The organism is Streptomyces sp. NPDC093510 (assembly GCF_040683555.1).
Classification (GTDB): domain Bacteria; phylum Actinomycetota; class Actinomycetes; order Streptomycetales; family Streptomycetaceae; genus Streptomyces.
The window spans coordinates 76,688-91,634 of the sequence record NZ_JBFBEE010000029.1; the positions used below are offsets into that span (position 1 = coordinate 76,688).

The following is a 14,947-nucleotide window of genomic DNA, read 5'->3' on the forward strand; positions in this document are numbered from 1 at the left end:
GTCTCGCCCCGAGGCTGGGCCCCCCGTGCCGTCGAGCGAGCCATCAACCGCTTGCAAGGCTTCCGAGCCGTGGCCACCCGCTACGAGAAACGGGCCTACATTTACCTCGGCACCGTCACCCTCGCAGCACTCACCATCTGGCTCCGCACATGATCCGAGAAACAGTGCCTAGCGGAAGGGGTTCTCCGAGCCACGATCGGCCTCCGTGGCGGCGTCGAGAAGTTCGGGAAGGCCAGTGCCTTCAGCGTCCCGCTGGTCGATCCACCACCCGGCGCGGGTGATCGTGCGGATCTTCTCTTCGAGCGCGGCCCAGTCCGCCTCGTCCCAGGTGCCTTCGCTGACCAGCGTGGCGTAGGCGGCGGTGACCAGTTGGTGGCGGGAGCGTTCGCCCCAGTCCAGAGCCTTCTCGGGGCCTTCGAGCGGTGGCATCTCGAACTGGGTGGCCCAGTCGGCGGCGGCCTGCTGTTCGGCGGCGCGCTTGGCGGCGAGCCACTCCTCCTTGCTGGTGCTGTCGTTGTCGCGGGCGGCTTTCCAGCAGTTGGTGCAGTCCTTGGAGGCGAGCCACCGGGCGAAGGACGCACGCTTGTCGGCGGGACGGTCGGACAGATTGCGGGTCACGGTGTGCCCACAGGTGTGGACAACTTCATAGGACGTTTTGACAGCCATGGGTGAGATTCCTTGTGCGTAACGGGTGTTCAGCGAGCGGCGTGAGTCGGTGCACGGCGGCGCCGGGCGGTGGCGTCGGGGACGGCGAGATGCCGGTGGGCGGCGAGCAGGACGGTGAGGGTGAGCGCGGCGCCGGCCGAAGGAAGAGCCGCACCGATCGGCGGGTGCTCGGCGAGCGTGCCGGACAGGGCGGTCCCGGCGGCCTGGCCGGTGCCCACCGCAGCGATCAGCCAGGCGTACGCCTCGGTCGTGGTGCCGGCCGGAGTGAGGGCGTCCACGGTCAGGAAGGCGGAGGTGATCACGGCGGTGAGCAGCAGACCCGGCACAGCCGTCAGCGCGACCGCGGAGACGGGGCCGGTGACCGCCATCAGCGGAAGCCATCCGGCCGCGAACACGAGTGCGGCGAAGCGGAGTTGCCGGTGATGGTGCCCGGCCAGGTGCGCTTCCCGTAGAGGAAGCCGCCGACGAGGCTGCCGATGGACAGCGCGGCCGGGATGAGCCCGGACAACAGGTCCATCCCGAGATCCTCGGCAAAGGCGACGGCCCAGACGTTCATCGCGCCCAGGGCGAAGCCGACGCCGCTCACCGCGACGAACAACCAGCGCAGTCCCGCATGTGCGAGGGGCCCGAGCGGCCCGGTGCGCTGGGTCGCTCGGGCCGGGCGCCAGTGGCGCGACGGCGCGGCACTCAGTACCACCGCGGCGCCCACCAGCCCGAGCGAGGCGCTCACCACCATCGCGGTGCGCGGCCCGGTCGTCGTGGACAGCACGGCGACCAGCGGGGGGCCGGTGACGTAGATCAGCCCCTGGGCGCCGGTGTCGAGCGCGAGAGCGGCCCGGCGCCGCGCCTCGTCGGGCAGGACCGCGGGCCATAGAGCCCGCAGTCCTGCTTCCAGCGGCGGGGTGCTCAGACCGGCGAGGGTGACGAGAGCGGTGGCCAGGCCCGACCGGGCGGCGACGTCGACCACGGCCAGGGCCAGCAGGCAGACCGTGGTGAGCAGGACCGCCGCGGCGGTGACCAGGCTCTGGCCGCGCCGGTCGACCATCCGGCCCAGGACCGGCTGCCCGATGGCGGAGGCCAGTGCGTACAGCGCGCACAGCAGTCCGCCCGTCTTCAGTGATCCGCCCTGGTCGGCGACGAGCAGGAGAATCGCGACGGGCGCCATGCCGTTGGGCAGACGTCCGATCAGGGTCCCGAACAGCAGGCGGGCGACGTGGCGTTGTGCAAGCAGCGGGCCGGAGTCGGTGGTGGAGGTCAACGGGCGCTTTCTGGGGTGAGGCACCCCGGTTCAGGGGGTGCTAGCGGCGGCGGGCAGTGCCGGGGGCGTGGGGCGCGGCCGGAACGGCAGATGGTGTGGGCGACGGCGCCGGTGGTGTGGGGGCGACGTGGAACACGGGGCGGGGCGTGCGGTGCGGTGGCAGGACGCCGGCACCGAGGTCCTCCATGGCGGACTCGATTTCCTCTCTCAGCGCGCCCAGCTGTCTTGCGAGGACGGACAGGCGGGCAGCGGAGCGCTGGCCCTGTTTCGTCTCCAGCGCGTCAGCGAACGTCGCCGCCCGGTCGAGGAGGTCGGCCAGGCGGGGCAGCGGACCGCGGGAGAACCCGGAGTCGTCCACGGCGTCGAGCAGCGCCATGTAGACATCCCCGGTGTGCCGTGCCTCCTCGACCTGCCGGACCAGTTTCGCGACTGGGGCCTCCGCTGCGGGAGCCTGGGGTGCGAAGGGCGAGAAGTCTGGGCGCAGGACCCCGGCGGGGGCCGGGGGCGGGGACGCTTCGATGGCCTTCTGCACGGTGTCGTAGTGGCCGAGCACCCGCATCTGTTCGCTGCCGAGTTCACCCGCCAGCACCACCACCGTCTGGTCGCCGTGCTCGACGAGATGGGCCAGGGTGATCAGCTCGTTGTCGGCGCTGTACCAGACCTCGTCGACGTCCAAGTCGCCGTGCCGCCGTGCCTTCAGTGCGAGGTCCGTCCATAGCTGCTGCTCCTCGGATGGCAGTGGCGGACCGGTGGGGCGGTGCTGTTCGGCAAGGCCGCTGATGATGAAGGAACGTTCGGCCCAGGCCAGAACGTAGGGCCACAGCTGGAGGTGACGCACGCGAGAGGCATCGGGCTCGGGCTGCTTGTCGGGCGCGGACCGGATGCGGGCGATGTGGTCCGCGGCGTGGGCCATGTCGTCGATCAGCTCGCGCCACGCGGCATGGTGTCGGGCCGGCGGCATGGTTTCCACGGCACTCCGTGCGGCGGCCAGCAGCGTGTTCGCGTGCGGCGCCACATGGCGCTCGAACAGCTCGGCCCCTTCTCGGCGACGGCTCTGTGTAATGACTGCTGCGGCCTGTGAGGCATCTGCGGCCGTTGCTTGGGACCAGGCGCGCTCGTTCCGCCGGTGCATGAGTGCGAACTGCCCCTGGAAGGTACGCAGTTCTGTTAGGGCGGTGCCGAGGTCTTCGGCGGGGATGTCGGTGATGAGGTACTCCGGTACAGGGGCGTGGTGGCTGCGTGTGGGGTTTAGCGGCGCGGGCCGGGGACGTTGGAGGCCACCGCCCCTGGTGGCGGTGGGGCCGTGGCCAGCCTCTTGGGTTTGGCGGGTGGGGTGGCGGGCGCAGGCGTGGCGGCGCGGGCCATCTCGATCAGCTCCTCGCCGTCGACGAGCCACACTGCCCCCGCGTCGGCGAGGGCCTCGGGATCGGGGTCGTCCAGTGCGTCGAGGTTCAGGGCGTCCTCCATGCGATCCAGGAAGATGGTCTGCTCGACCGAGAGCGGCGTGTTGTCGCGCAGGGTGGCGATGAACGCGATGGCGTGGGTGCGGAACCGGTACAGCGCCCCCTGCAGGTCCGCGGCGGTGTGCGTCCCCGGCTTGTGCTCCTCCCGCGCCCAGTGCAGGTCCCGTTCCGCTTCGTCCAGCCGTGAGAGAAGGACGGCTCGTTTGTAGTCGGGCAGCAGGCGAGTCTGGGTGAACCGGGCGGCGAGCCGGGCATCGGACGCGATGACGCTGCGCGGAGCCGGGGCTGTCACATGGACGTGATCAGGGCTCGGGATCAGGGCGCCGACCATGTACGCGCCGTCTGAGGGGCGCTCGACCAGCAGCAGCTCAGTGCCGCCGCCGTCGCGGAGGAGCGCTGCGAAGCCCAGCGGAGACCTGTCCAGGAGGTCGGAGACCTCGCCAGCCTCCCAGACGAAGTCTCGTAGGTAGTACGGGTGGTCTTGTTCCTGTGGCAGGGGCTCGACGTCTGCCATCCAGTGGCCCGGCAGTGCCGCCACGATCGACTCGGCGATGTCGCCTAGATAGGGGCGGGGGTGAGTGGCGATGGTCACCTGGCAGTCGCGGGCGGCTTGGTGGAGATGGGTGAGCGCCTGACGCGCTCGGGCCTGGTCATCCAGCGCCAGGGTGCGGGTCGGGTCGTGGCTCTTGGTGAAGTCGGACAGGTCCAGTGCGGTCTCGGCCCACCTGCGGCCGGTCCCGCTCGGCAGGGCGATGATCTTGTTGTGGGCGCTGAGGTAGAGCGTGATCTTGGCGGAGGGGGTCATGGTGCCTTGCGTGCAGGAGAGGTCAGTGCCGGCGCCGCTGCGTGGAGTGGGGCGCGGGATGTGACGGCCAGGTGGGGGTTCGCGGTGGCCACCCGTTCACCGGCGCGCAGTGCCCGGCGGCGGGGAGCAGGCTCGGATCGAGATCGACCTGGTAGCCCGCAGCGATGAGCATCTGGGCGGCATAGGTGGCCTGCTGGTTCTCATGCGCCTGGCCGGTGTCGAAATGCAGCCGGATCCAGACGCCGCCCAGAATCGGGCGGAAGATGAACCCCGCGCGGTCCAGGATCTGGGCAGCGAACTCATCGACGGGGCCCTCGACGTCCACCTCGCCGCCGCGTTTGCGGGCGATGCGGATGGGCTCGGTACTCATGCTCATCGCCCCCGTGCCGCGCCGGGGCCCGGAGCGCGTCCGGCGACGGCGGTCGGTTGAGCCGAGGGCTGTGCCGGAGTGGTGGGCCGTGCCGGCGTGCGCTGCGCAGAGGTGGCTGCGGCGGCCTGGGCGGTGCGTCGGCGGCGCTCCAGCGGTCCGTTGAGGAGGTACGGGCGAGCGGGCTGGGGGGTGATCGCGGGGTCGAGCGAGTAATCGGCGTGCACTCGCAATCCGTGGGCACGCAGGTCCTGGACGGCCTGGCGGGTGCGGCGCCGGCCGTCCTGTTCCGGATGCGCGATCCGGTACACGCCCGCCAGCTCGGGGACGGGCTCGAACTGTTCGCGGGTGAGGAGCCACTCGGCCAGGTGGGGGGTGACCGCGGCCGTGGGAGCGGCGACGAAGCCGTACTCGGGATGGACGGCGAAGTGGAAGTGTTCGGACAGGAGGCGGATCCTTTCTGCTAGGTCAGCGGTGTGCCGCCGAAGGCCGGCGCACGGCGGGGGGTGCCGGGCGGGCGGTGAGCAGGTGGGGGCTCGGGGCCGACAGCGCCACCGGTCCGCCCGGGACAGCGGCACGGGCCTGGCGCTCGAATGCCTCACCTTCGGCGAGCCAGGTCTCGATCGCGGGCAGGGCGGCGAGACCGAAGCGGCTGCGTGCCTGTTTCCACCCGCCGACGGAGAGGAGGGCGCCGCGCAGTTCCTGGTCCTCGTCCCGGGTTTCCTGGCTGTCGGCGAGTGCCGAGCGCAGGCAGTCCAGTGCGGCGGCATCCTCGGGCCAGGGAGTCATGGCGGGGCGGCACCGGCTGAGCAGGACGGGAGCGTGCTCAAGTACGTCGCGGAAGGAGAGCCAGGCGTAGTCGGCGAACGTGCGCTCCATCTCGGGAAGCATCCGGGAGTCGGCGAGCGGGATGCCGTCGCTGTAGCGGCCGGACGCTTTGATGGCCTGCAGGGTCTCGTACTCGGCCCGGATGCGCTCCAGCGCGCTCAGGACCGTATCGAGCCGACGCTGGTGCAGGGCCCGGCTGTAGGCGGGCAGGAACGTGGTGGTGACGGCGCGGGCGGCGAGGTCCGGTTCGCCGGGCAGCACAATGCTGCGCGGTGCGTTGGGTTCCTCCCAGTTGTCGTCGTACCCCTCGGGGGCGAAGGCGCCCAGAAGGTATCCGCCACCGTGCCCGGGACGTTCGATCAGCAGCAGTTCCGTACCCGCCCCGTTCGTGAGGACGACGGCACCGGGAACGGCGTCGTGGAGCACAGCCTGGCAAAGATTTCCCCTGTCCCACAGCGGGCCGATGAGGTCCTCCTGCACCACAGGGTTGTAGTAGAGCTCCAGCCGCGCGCTCCAGGCGCCGGGCAGCCGGGCGGCGAGGTCCTCGCCGAAGTCCCCGAGGAAGGGCCGGGGACTGGTGGTGATGGTCGCGCCGCACTCGTGGGCGCGGTGCACCAGGACACTGGCCATCTGCCGGGTGGCCGCTGGGTCGGTCAGCGGCGCGGCGAAAGCGCCGCCAGGGATCCGCTGGAAGCCAGCGTCTTCCAAGGCATGGGCGGCCCGGAGGTGCTCCTCGCCGTAAGGGACGGCGACGAGCCCGTCGGCGCGGCTGGTACTGAGGATGATCTGAGTGGGAGGAGAGGGTGACATGTCGTCCTGGTGGTCAGCGCGCAGTCCGCGGCACGGGGACCGCGGGGGCAGGGCGTTGAGCGGGCGGAGGTGTCATCGGGTCCGTGGCGAGCCGGGGCCGCTCGGCCCTGCCGCCGCTTTCGGTGCGCAGTTGTGCAGCGGCGGCGATGAGTTGTGTCCGGGCCGAGCTGCACTCCTCGGCCGCGCTGATCCGCAGTGCTTTGGAATCGCCTCGCAGGTGCGAGGTCTCCGCCCCCGGGATGGCCTCGCGGTAGAAGCCGGTGGATACACAGTCCAGGGCCTTGGTCAGGTGGCCCATGGCGCCGGTGACGGCGGTCATCGCCTCGGCGAGCCGCATCAGAGTGTGGCGCTCGGGGAGGTAGACCCTCTCGGAGGCGGTGAAGCGTTCCTGCGCGCGTTCGCCGGCGTAGGTGAGGTGGTGCGCGAGTAGGGCGATGGCGTCGGTAAGCGCCGCCGGATCCACGCCCGCATGAGAGGTGGGAAGTTGGGCGGCGACACCGTTGAAACGCCGGGCGAGGTAGTCCAAGGTGGTCTGGGTGACGTCGGAGGCCATCAGGACACCAGCTCCTGCCCTCGCGGTCGTGCGTGCCGCAGCGCGGCGCGCAGTGCACGTCCGTGCCGGAAGGCGAAGTCGCGCGAAGGACCCCGAAGATCCCGGTAGGCCACGGCGCCGCCGGCGGTCATCTGGTGGGGATGCTGCCGGTAGAAATAGACGACGTGCGGCAGCAGTTCGCCTGCGGCGAGGTTGGTCACGCCGTTGACCATCAAGAAGTCTTCCCCCGCGGGGAGCCCGCCGTGCCCACCCGCGGCGATGACGAGGTCGGTCTGGGCCAGGAGCATGGTCTGGCCGAGCGGGATCTGGGCATCGGGGCTGGCCCAGTAACCGGTCACGTCACCGGGCTGGTGCACGCCGGGGGGCGTCGGGCAGCGCCAGATCGTGGTGGAGCCGTCCGGATGCAGGTCGGCGCTCCAACCCGCCACCCAGCCCAGCCCAGTCTCGGTGATCCGCTGGTGCCGGACGGCGAGGCTGTCGTCCGGCACCACATCGTCATCGTCCATGTAACACACCAGGGGAGTGCGGACCATACGCAGGCCCAGGTTGCGGGCGGCGGCAGCGCCGACCGGGCGGGGCAGTTCGACCACGCGTATGCGGGCATCGGCGGCCAGCGGTTCCGGCAGCAGCGCGCGGTCGGCCCCATCAAGGACGAGGGCGGCTTCCCACGGCACGGTTTGCCGCATCAGGCTGGCGTGCAGTTCGGCGAGGTAGCCCAGGCGTTCGGGCAGCAGCCGGGTGGCGATGACGACCGTGATGTCGGGGCGGGAGTGCGAGGACAGAACGTTCTCCAGAGACGTAAGGTGCGAAGTCAGCGGTGGGTGGCGGGCCGTGCGGCCGGTGAGGTGGGCGCCGGGGCGGCGGGCGCCGGTGTGGTGCGTGGCGGCCGTGTGGCGGGCACCGGTTGTCCGGGGAGCCACAGGTAGGGGTGGTCGCTGAATCGCGTGCGCGGGTCGGTGTTCCAGTCGATGATCGGGCCGCGGTCGGCCGCGTACAGGCTGATGACCTCGACGCTGACGGAATGCAGGACGTAACCCCAGGACAGGGCACCGGAGTTGGCCTCGTTGATGACCTGCCGTTCGGGCGGGGAGCCGTCCGAGGTGATGATGTCGTTCATCTCGCGGCTGGGCCATCTCTCCCCGCCGGTCAGCTGCTTGAGTAGCGACTTCGGGGTGCCATCGAGGAGGTCGGTGCCCAGCTCGTCCCAGGCGATGCTCACATGGTCGATGAGGTGGATTCTCATGGCCTCGACATCGCGGGCGAAGCGGTGCTGGTAGGCGGCCAGGAGCAGCGGGAGGCGACCGCTGGGGTAGCCGTCATGGTGGACGTATATGCCGGTGTAGCCGGTCTCGGTGGGGCGGGCGATGACAGAGCGCGTGGTCAAGTGACCTCGGGGAGTGCTGGTTACCGGCCGGAGGTCGGCCGCGGGGGAGGGGTTTGCGGGGGCGCCGGGGGAAGAGGGGAGGCGGTGTTGGCCGGGCCGTTGGCCCGCGCCTTCGGTGCGGGCGCAGGGTCGTAGACGGTGCGCAGGATGGCCAGGTCGGCTTGGTGCGCGAGGGCCAGCACGTCGAGGCTGCGGCTGGCTGCCGTCATCAGCATTTTGGGCGGGGACTGGGGCTCGGCTCCGCGGTTCTGGCCGCGCCATCGGGCAGCGGCCAAGAGGTAGTCGCTGATCGCCTGGAGCACGGGTTCGGCAGCGTCCAGGAGGTGCTGGGTGACGGCGCTGACCTGCGCTGGTGTCTCGGCGGCGGCGAGTGCGCGTTGATACGGGGCGAGGAGCGGGCTCGGCAGGGGCGTGTCCGGCAGCGCGTGCTCGGCCAGGAAGGGCTCGGCATCTCGCTTCGCCCAGCGCAGCAGATCGCGGTCAGTGGCGATGCCGTAGCGGGCGGCGGCGATCTGGTCGGCGTCGCGGCCGACGTTGTCGTACAGCTCGAAGTCGGGATCAGGCAAGGGATGTTCCAGGTGCGGTGCGGTGCGGTGCGGTGCGGGCGTGGGCTGCGCTACACGCGGGGCAGGGACGCGGAGTTCACGGGCGGACCAGAGGCGTCGGTGCGGGCGCAGGTGTAGGCCAGCAGCGTGGAGGGCGCGGCCTTCGCGGGGACGGTAGCGGCGTCGTTGCACACGAACGTGTACCGGATGGAGAGGCGGGGGACGCCGTGCAGCCAGGCCCGGTCGGTCTTGCCGGGATTGAGCTGCAGCCCGGAGCGGGCGACCGCGTCGGTCTGGCTGTGAGTGTGGGAGAAGAAGACCAGCGCACCACCGTCGGTGGTCTTGAGCGCGTACGCGTCACGGTGGCGGTTGGTGGCACCGGCGAACGTGCTGGTGCCCTGACTGCCGTACTTGGTGACGGTCTTGTCGTGGACCTTGATCTGCTGGCTGCTCGCCTTGCTCTTGGTGAAGATCTTCTTCCCGGAGTTTTGGCCGCCGGTGGCGAAGTTGTCCAGGATGCCGCTGCGCAGCAGGTCGGCCCCCGCTGCGACGTTCTTGTTGCCGTTGGCCGCGACGGCGGTGGCGTACCCGTCGGAGTCCAGGGCGACCTTGGGCAAGCCCTTGCCGTACAGGTCGGCGACGGAGACCATCTCCCACCGCTTGTGCTGCGGCTGTTCGGCGAAGACGGCGAGCCGGCTGGGGGCCTTGCCCTTCGTGCCGGAGAGCGCGGCGGCAAACCAGCGCGGCTGGCCGGGGGCGATCCGCGGGATGTACAGCGTGGAGTTCTGGGTGTCGTACGCCCACGGCTTGTACGGCTTGCGCTCGGCCTTGGTCAGGCCCTCGGTCTCCTTGTACTCCGAGACCGACATGGCATACAGCGGGCCGTCCTCGATGGTGTCGAGCAGGTCGCGGTCGCGGACGGCGTTGGCCTTGTTGTTGACCGTCGCGTACCGGTCGATCGCGGCGAGGGCCTGCTGCTTGGTGAGTGCGGGCGGCAGCTCCCGTTGCTTGTCGGCACTCGCGGAGGGGGTGGTGTTCTTGGCCTCGGGACTGTCGCTGCCGCTGTTGCAGGCAGTGGCGGCCAGGGCCACGCAGGCGGTGGCGATGACCAGGGGGAAGCGGTGGAGAGGGCGGCGGATGAGGTGCTCCTGAAGGAAGGGGTGGTGGGTGATCCGCCTCTAGAGTCCGGGCAATCCCCGGTTTCGCTAACCGGGGATTGCCCGCTATGTTGCAGCCTCTTCCATGCGGAGACGCCGGGCGCGAGACTGCCCAACGCTGGACCATCGTTCAGCGTCTGTGCAGGTCAGCGGAGGGTTCTAGATGCGGTGGGTCGTACGGGCGGTGCGGCGGGCGGCCGGTTCGGTTCAGCGGACGGAGGAGCTGGCGCACGTTGGATGCTGGACGCCGAGGTGATGAGCCGGTCGGCGTCCCGGTGCAGGTTGCTGGCCGCGTTGCTCAGGTGCGCATGGGCGCTGGCGAGCCGGCTGTCGAGGGTCGCGCGGGCGGTGGTGAGGGCCTTGGCCCGTTCAGGGGTTCGCGGGTCGGCGCTGATCTCCTGGAGGTGGCCGATTTGGGCGACGGCTTCGCCCAGCTTGGCCAGAGCCCAGCCGAGGGGATCGGCTGCACGCGTCATCAGGGCGATCTTGTGGCAGGCGAGGGGATCGGTAGCGCCGGGATGCCGATCCACCACGCGACTGTGGAAGGTGGCCTCACTCGCGAGAGAAGTGAAAAGGCCCGCTATGACGCGGACTTGGTTCTCGACCTCCTCACAGATGCTGGCGAGCGAGTGCGTGGGCTCCGGGGCCGGGAGATCGTCGGCGGCATGGTGGATGCGCTCGGCCAGTGAGTGCAGGTGCGCTGCCTGCTCCAGCCCGGCGAGCGGACCGGCAGGCTCTGGCGTGTTCACCGGGTACGACCAGATGCGGGGCGTACCGCCGTCGGTAGCCCGATGCTCGCGCCCGGCACCGTGGCTTTCGTGGCCTGGGGCGCGGGGGAACCGGGGTCCAGCGCGCGCATGCGGTCGACGGCGACGTGAAGGTCCTCACCGAGCCCGCGCACGGTGGCCGCGGCGTCCTCCAGGTCGTAGTGGAGGTCGAACCCGTCGTCGTGATCGGACTCCTTGGCCTTCTCGGCCGCCGCTTCGAAGAACTCGGCGAGCCGCGCCAGCAGGCCGTCGGTCGGTTCCAGGACCTGGTCGGCGAGGGCCGCGGCTCGCTCGTAGGACGTGGTGCCGTTGAGATGGTCGGTGAGTGCGAGGACCTGACGGCCGAATACATAGCGGCCGTCGGGATCGGTGGGTGTGACAACGCCCGGAGGAGTGGGAGCCGGGGTCGTGGTGGAAGGGGCGGGCAGGTGGGATCTCCTTAGAGCGGAGCCGGGCATCGAGGCCCGGCGCGGGACAATCGGTGGTGGGTTACGAGCCTCGAGTCCGGCAGCGCGGGTTGGGCTTTCACCGCAGGCGGCGCGACGGAAGGCGGCGGACTGTGACGGAGGTTAACGCCGACGCCGTGGACGGCGAGCCGCTGGGCCAAGGCCTGGGTGCGCAGTGCCTGACTGGCCACGCCGGTCGCGGCGAGCAGCAGGAGGGCGCCCGGGTGCGGGTGGTACCGGAAGCCGTGGACATAGAGCGGGGTGGCTGTCGCCAGTCGCCCGCCAGGCGGGGAGGCGAGCGCGTCGGCGTAGGGGCGCGGTCGGTACGGGCGGCGGGCGTGAGCTCCCTGAAAGCGAGAGGCAGGGCCACCGGCCGGGCGTTGCGCGGATGGGCGTCGTGCCAGCTGCCTCTGGACGGAACGGGGCGACAGTTGGAGGCGCGCCAGGCGTGGGGCGGCTTGGTCGCCTGTTGTCACCTGCCGGTACGCGTGGATGAGCACCGTGAGGTGCTCGACGGCGTCGGCGCGGCGCGCGGCCAGGATGTCGATTTGAGTGGCGCTGTTCTGCAGGATGCCGAGTGAGTTGATCGATGTCTTCCCGGTGGCGGCACGCGTCAGATTGGCGGCCGCGTACTGGGCGGCGTCAGCGAACTCTTTATGCAGATGGTCGAGGTGGCGGGCTGCCATGAACACGAGTTGGGCGAGGATGTCAGCGGGGCCGTCTGGGGCTGGAGCCGTTCGAGATGCTGTGGTGAGGCGCCGACCGCCTCACACGTCATCTGGGAGCCGACGGTGGCAGAAGGTGGAGCGGCGCACCCGACCCATAGACACACCCCATGCTGGAAATCGCGCATCCCTTCAACCACTGCGACGGCTTCGGTACTCTGCTCCCTTCGCCTGCGGGCGGAGTCACATGAGGGAACGGCTCATCCATGACTTCACGACCGAACGGCCTGTTTCCTGTCGCCGACACCGCGCGTCACGCCAAGGGGCGTCAAAAGATGCACGGCCTCGCTCTGTACATCTCGCACGTCTGGGAAGCGGCCGCCACGACCTCAACTGCGCTCTGCCACGTGCATGGCATGGACGTGGACATCGAGCGAGTCGCCCTGGAGATTGCACCCGCGCTGGCGGCCATCCGGACCCTCGACCTAGAGGTGATCTGTGCCAGCCAGAGCCCTGCTGACCAGGACCGGTACCGAAGTCTTCTCGCATCCGATCCGCAGGGGCAGGTAGTCCGGGGGCTTCTGCTGCTGCGCAACGCGGACATCCACTTGCCGGCTACCGTCGATGTCAAGACGGACCGCATTGTCGGGGGTGTGAACCACGTCCGGGTGTTCCCCTCGTGGCAGCCGTACGACCAGCTCCCCGACGCCATCCGTACCAGCACCGGAACCCGCCCCGGCGCCCACAATGCTTACAGGATCGCAGTCGGCGGTCATCTGGTGGTCGACACGCTGCTGGACGCCTTCTCGTTCTTCCACCGCTGTGACCCCACCCTGGCCCGCTACGTTCCGGGCACCGAGCAACTGGAGTACTTCCCTCTGAAGCAGTACATCAGCCACGATTACGACCGGCGCCACCCTGACCAACCCAGCCGTCCTCAGACCGAGTCCGAGGTGCGCAGACGGACTCAGCAGACCCCGCCGCTCGGCAAGGGACGGGTCATTGTGCATAGCTTCAGCAGCGATGGGGCGACGATCTACTGCGGCATCACCGTCCGATCCTTCATCCCCATGGACTTCAAGGAGCCTGAAGACCAGGTTGCACGCGATATCCAGGCCGGTTATACGTACGTTGCCGTCACCGCCGACGGCACCCACCACGTCGTCGCCGTGGACGGCGACAACCGGCTCTTCGCCGGCGGCAGCCCCCTCGCGCACCTGCCGCTGTACAGTCCGCAAGGTCACCCTCGCACCGAGGTCTGCCAGGAGAGGTGGCAGGTGGCTGCCACGGACGCCTTCGAGTACCGCACCCAACGACACCTCCATGGCTGCTAGGCCATTGTCTATGTGGAGGATTCCTCCCTGTGGCCAGGCGGCAGTCGTGGCTTTCGTAAGCGGGAACAGTGATCGGTACACGGTCGCCGGGGATGTCGCCGAAGACGCAGGGTGGGTCTGCACAACTGCGGAGCCGACCGTGCAGGCTTACCTTTCGTGTCGCTGGTCACGGCCATCGGCAGATGCTGCCCCGCCGCACCGGACAAGGTGTCTCGACAGGGGATCTCTGGGTCGCGGATCGCACCTTGGCCCGGCCGGTCCAACCCTTGAGTATGGGACGTCATCGGCCCATGATCCTTGAGTTCATAGGGACACGACATCCGTATTCGTGAACTCAAGGACCTTCTAATGCATTCGGGTATCTGTATCGAAGAGCGACAATTCCTGTGGATGGAGGAGGTGCTGGACGATGAAGGATCGTCCGGCGACCTTCCATAGGCCGCGTCCGCGGTTGAGGTGGGCGATGGCGTCGCTCTCCACGGAGGTGAGGCCCAAGAGTGCTGTGGCTGCGTGGAGTTGGTCGGTTTCCTGGCGGTAGATGATGCGGGTGGAGCAGTCGGCGAGCAGGCCCTCGGCGAGGGCTCGTCCGCGGGATCCTGCGTCGCCGGCGGTGAGCAGGTCGGACAGCCGGTGAATGACCATGAGGTTGGCGATGCCCAGGCCGCGGGACAGTTTCCACTGGCTCTGCATGCGTTGGAGGAGGCCGGGGTGGCGCATCAGGCGCCAGGCTTCGTCGTACACGATCCAGCGCCGACCACCGTTCGGGTCGGAGAGCGCGGATTCCATCCAGGCTGACGCGCACGTCATGGCGAGGACGAGGGCGGTGTCGTCGCCGGATCCGCCCAGGCGTGACAGGTCGATGGTGAGCATCGGGCTGTTGGGGTCGAAGTTCACGGTGGAGGGTGCGTCGAACATTCCGGCGAGGTCGCCGTGCACGAGGCGGCGCATGGCGTGGGCGAGGTCGCGGGAGGCGTCGCCGAGGCGGCCGGACATCAGGCCGCCGGCGGCATCAAGGTCGTCGGGGCTGTTGAGCATGGTGGCGATGTCGCCGAGCAGGGGGGTGTGGCCGGTGGCCGCGGCTCGGGTGACTACGGCGTCCAGGGCGACGTCGAGTCCGGTGTGCTCCATCGGCAGCAGGTCCCGTCCGAGTACGGTGCGGGCCAGGGAACCGAGCAGGAGCAGGCGTCGTTTGCGGATTTCGCTGGCCCAGTCCGTCTCGGAGACCGAGGGCGGGCGCGGGGCTGCGTCCAGGGGGTTGAGCTTGCCTGGCAGTCCAGGGCCGAGTGCGATGGAGGTGCCGCCGAGGGCTGTGGCCACGGGGGTCCATTCTCCCTTGGGGTCGCACGGCACGTACACGCGGTACCCGAAGGCCACCGACCGCAGGGCGAAGGACTTCGCCAGGGCGCTCTTGCCCTGGCCGATCACTCCGGCCAACAGGACGTTGGGGTTCGTGAAGCCTTCGATCTTGCCGTACAGGGCGAACGGGTCGAAGCAGAAGCTCGCTTCGGCGTGGACGTCGCGGCCGATGTAGATGCCCTCGGCGCCGAGGCCGCCTTCGGCGAGGAAGGGGTAGGCGCCCGCGACGGTCGCGGTGGTCATGCGGTGCGCAGGCAGTTTCAGCTTGCCGCCGCGGGCGGAGGCGGGGCCGGGGCGACCGCCGGGCGGGAAGAGGGGGAGCGGCATCTCCTGCTCGGCCGGTTCGGCGCCGGCTGAGTGCAGGGCGGCTTCGGCCCGGGCCTTGGCGGCGGCCTCGGCGAGCTGGCGGCGGGCCGCTTTGCGGCTGGCGCGGTCGGTGCCGTGCGGGGTGAACAGAGGGGAGGCGGAAGCGCGGCGGGCGCGGCGGGCGGGCCGGTGGCTCATGACTAAGTGGCTTTCAGGTGACGGCGGTCGGGGCGGCGG

18 protein-coding genes and 1 pseudogene are annotated in these 14,947 nt (G+C 70.1%); 3 read left to right on the plus strand and 16 right to left on the minus strand.

Going from position 1 to position 14,947, the window contains the following annotated elements; genetic code table 11:
• Nucleotides 1-30: 30 nt before the first annotated feature.
• A pseudogene (locus tag AB0N81_RS34605) lies at nucleotides 31-153 on the plus strand (IS5/IS1182 family transposase); the annotation flags it as partial.
• 15 nt (nucleotides 154-168) lie between these two features.
• Here AB0N81_RS34605 and AB0N81_RS34610 read toward each other — a convergent pair.
• The 6 genes from AB0N81_RS34610 to AB0N81_RS34635 all read right to left on the minus strand — a co-directional run bounded on the left by AB0N81_RS34610 (nucleotide 169) and on the right by AB0N81_RS34635 (nucleotide 4,562).
• Entirely contained in the window at nucleotides 169-666 is a 498-nt protein-coding gene (locus tag AB0N81_RS34610) for a hypothetical protein (RefSeq protein WP_365365495.1), read from the minus strand.
• 29 nt (nucleotides 667-695) lie between these two features.
• On the minus strand, nucleotides 696-1,034 hold the full coding sequence (locus tag AB0N81_RS34615; protein WP_365365497.1) for a hypothetical protein: 339 nt from the start codon (nucleotides 1,032-1,034) through the stop codon (nucleotides 696-698).
• Nucleotides 1,034-1,924, minus strand: a complete 891-nt coding sequence (locus AB0N81_RS34620) for an MFS transporter (protein ID WP_365365499.1) — start codon at nucleotides 1,922-1,924, stop codon at nucleotides 1,034-1,036. The genes AB0N81_RS34615 and AB0N81_RS34620 overlap by 1 nt, the downstream gene beginning before the upstream one ends.
• Nucleotides 1,925-1,964: 40 nt before the next feature.
• Nucleotides 1,965-2,885 (minus strand): hypothetical protein, encoded by a 921-nt coding sequence (locus AB0N81_RS34625; protein WP_365365501.1) that lies wholly within the window; start codon nucleotides 2,883-2,885, stop codon nucleotides 1,965-1,967.
• Nucleotides 2,886-3,172: 287 nt separating this feature from the next.
• On the minus strand, nucleotides 3,173-4,192 hold the full coding sequence (locus AB0N81_RS34630) for a hypothetical protein (RefSeq protein WP_365365503.1): 1,020 nt from the start codon (nucleotides 4,190-4,192) through the stop codon (nucleotides 3,173-3,175).
• A 22-nt stretch (nucleotides 4,193-4,214) separates the two neighbouring features.
• The gene (locus AB0N81_RS34635; RefSeq protein ID WP_365365505.1) at nucleotides 4,215-4,562 is read right to left on the minus strand and encodes a hypothetical protein; all 348 of its coding nucleotides are present in this window, start codon (nucleotides 4,560-4,562) and stop codon (nucleotides 4,215-4,217) included.
• A gap of 233 nt (nucleotides 4,563-4,795) precedes the next feature.
• Between AB0N81_RS34635 and AB0N81_RS34640 the strand changes: the two genes are divergently transcribed.
• Nucleotides 4,796-5,026, plus strand: coding sequence for a hypothetical protein (locus AB0N81_RS34640; protein WP_365365507.1), 231 nt, complete (start codon nucleotides 4,796-4,798; stop codon nucleotides 5,024-5,026).
• Between the two features lies 1 nt (nucleotide 5,027).
• Here AB0N81_RS34640 and AB0N81_RS34645 read toward each other — a convergent pair whose 3' ends face one another.
• The 9 genes from AB0N81_RS34645 to AB0N81_RS34685 form a co-directional block, all read right to left on the minus strand.
• Entirely contained in the window at nucleotides 5,028-6,197 is a 1,170-nt protein-coding gene (locus AB0N81_RS34645; RefSeq protein WP_365365509.1) for a hypothetical protein, read from the minus strand.
• 13 nt (nucleotides 6,198-6,210) lie between these two features.
• The gene (locus AB0N81_RS34650) at nucleotides 6,211-6,750 is read right to left on the minus strand and encodes a hypothetical protein (protein ID WP_365365512.1); all 540 of its coding nucleotides are present in this window, start codon (nucleotides 6,748-6,750) and stop codon (nucleotides 6,211-6,213) included.
• Nucleotides 6,750-7,670, minus strand: a complete 921-nt coding sequence (locus AB0N81_RS34655) for a glycosyltransferase (protein ID WP_365365514.1) — start codon at nucleotides 7,668-7,670, stop codon at nucleotides 6,750-6,752. Before AB0N81_RS34655 ends, AB0N81_RS34650 begins: the two co-directional genes overlap by 1 nt.
• Nucleotides 7,562-8,134 (minus strand): hypothetical protein, encoded by a 573-nt coding sequence (locus AB0N81_RS34660; RefSeq protein WP_365365516.1) that lies wholly within the window; start codon nucleotides 8,132-8,134, stop codon nucleotides 7,562-7,564. Before AB0N81_RS34660 ends, AB0N81_RS34655 begins: the two co-directional genes overlap by 109 nt.
• 20 nt (nucleotides 8,135-8,154) lie before the next feature.
• A complete protein-coding gene (locus AB0N81_RS34665; RefSeq protein WP_365365518.1) occupies nucleotides 8,155-8,700 on the minus strand; it encodes a hypothetical protein in 546 nt (181 codons plus the stop codon).
• A 50-nt stretch (nucleotides 8,701-8,750) separates the two neighbouring features.
• Entirely contained in the window at nucleotides 8,751-9,770 is a 1,020-nt protein-coding gene (locus tag AB0N81_RS34670) for a hypothetical protein (protein WP_365365520.1), read from the minus strand.
• A gap of 212 nt (nucleotides 9,771-9,982) precedes the next feature.
• On the minus strand, nucleotides 9,983-10,585 hold the full coding sequence (locus AB0N81_RS34675; RefSeq protein WP_365365522.1) for a hypothetical protein: 603 nt from the start codon (nucleotides 10,583-10,585) through the stop codon (nucleotides 9,983-9,985).
• On the minus strand, nucleotides 10,582-11,061 hold the full coding sequence (locus AB0N81_RS34680) for a hypothetical protein (protein ID WP_365365524.1): 480 nt from the start codon (nucleotides 11,059-11,061) through the stop codon (nucleotides 10,582-10,584). Before AB0N81_RS34680 ends, AB0N81_RS34675 begins: the two co-directional genes overlap by 4 nt.
• Nucleotides 11,043-11,741, minus strand: a complete 699-nt coding sequence (locus tag AB0N81_RS34685) for a hypothetical protein (protein ID WP_365365526.1) — start codon at nucleotides 11,739-11,741, stop codon at nucleotides 11,043-11,045. Before AB0N81_RS34685 ends, AB0N81_RS34680 begins: the two co-directional genes overlap by 19 nt.
• Nucleotides 11,742-11,980: 239 nt before the next feature.
• Between AB0N81_RS34685 and AB0N81_RS34690 the strand changes: the two genes are divergently transcribed.
• Nucleotides 11,981-13,048, plus strand: coding sequence for a hypothetical protein (locus tag AB0N81_RS34690; RefSeq protein WP_365365528.1), 1,068 nt, complete (start codon nucleotides 11,981-11,983; stop codon nucleotides 13,046-13,048).
• A gap of 345 nt (nucleotides 13,049-13,393) precedes the next feature.
• Here AB0N81_RS34690 and AB0N81_RS34695 read toward each other — a convergent pair whose 3' ends face one another.
• Complete coding sequence (locus AB0N81_RS34695; RefSeq protein WP_365365530.1) at nucleotides 13,394-14,908, minus strand: ATP-binding protein; 1,515 nt, start codon at nucleotides 14,906-14,908, stop codon at nucleotides 13,394-13,396.
• Nucleotides 14,909-14,947 lie beyond the last annotated feature (39 nt).

Bases quoted from the DNA above. Each gene is read 5' to 3' on its own strand.
- AB0N81_RS34650 (WP_365365512.1), bottom strand. From the start codon at position 6,750: ATGGCCTCCGACGTCACCCAGACCACCTTGGACTACCTCGCCCGGCGT.
- AB0N81_RS34625 (WP_365365501.1), bottom strand. From the start codon at position 2,885: ATGCCGCCGGCCCGACACCATGCCGCGTGGCGCGAGCTGATCGACGAC.
- AB0N81_RS34695 (WP_365365530.1), bottom strand. From the start codon at position 14,908: ATGAGCCACCGGCCCGCCCGCCGCGCCCGCCGCGCTTCCGCCTCCCCT.
- AB0N81_RS34610 (WP_365365495.1), bottom strand. From the start codon at position 666: ATGGCTGTCAAAACGTCCTATGAAGTTGTCCACACCTGTGGGCACACC.
- AB0N81_RS34645 (WP_365365509.1), bottom strand. From the start codon at position 6,197: ATGTCACCCTCTCCTCCCACTCAGATCATCCTCAGTACCAGCCGCGCC.
- AB0N81_RS34635 (WP_365365505.1), bottom strand. From the start codon at position 4,562: ATGAGTACCGAGCCCATCCGCATCGCCCGCAAACGCGGCGGCGAGGTG.
- AB0N81_RS34615 (WP_365365497.1), bottom strand. From the start codon at position 1,034: ATGGCGGTCACCGGCCCCGTCTCCGCGGTCGCGCTGACGGCTGTGCCG.
- AB0N81_RS34680 (WP_365365524.1), bottom strand. From the start codon at position 11,061: ATGCCCGGCTCCGCTCTAAGGAGATCCCACCTGCCCGCCCCTTCCACC.
- AB0N81_RS34690 (WP_365365528.1), top strand. From the start codon at position 11,981: ATGACTTCACGACCGAACGGCCTGTTTCCTGTCGCCGACACCGCGCGT.
- AB0N81_RS34630 (WP_365365503.1), bottom strand. From the start codon at position 4,192: ATGACCCCCTCCGCCAAGATCACGCTCTACCTCAGCGCCCACAACAAG.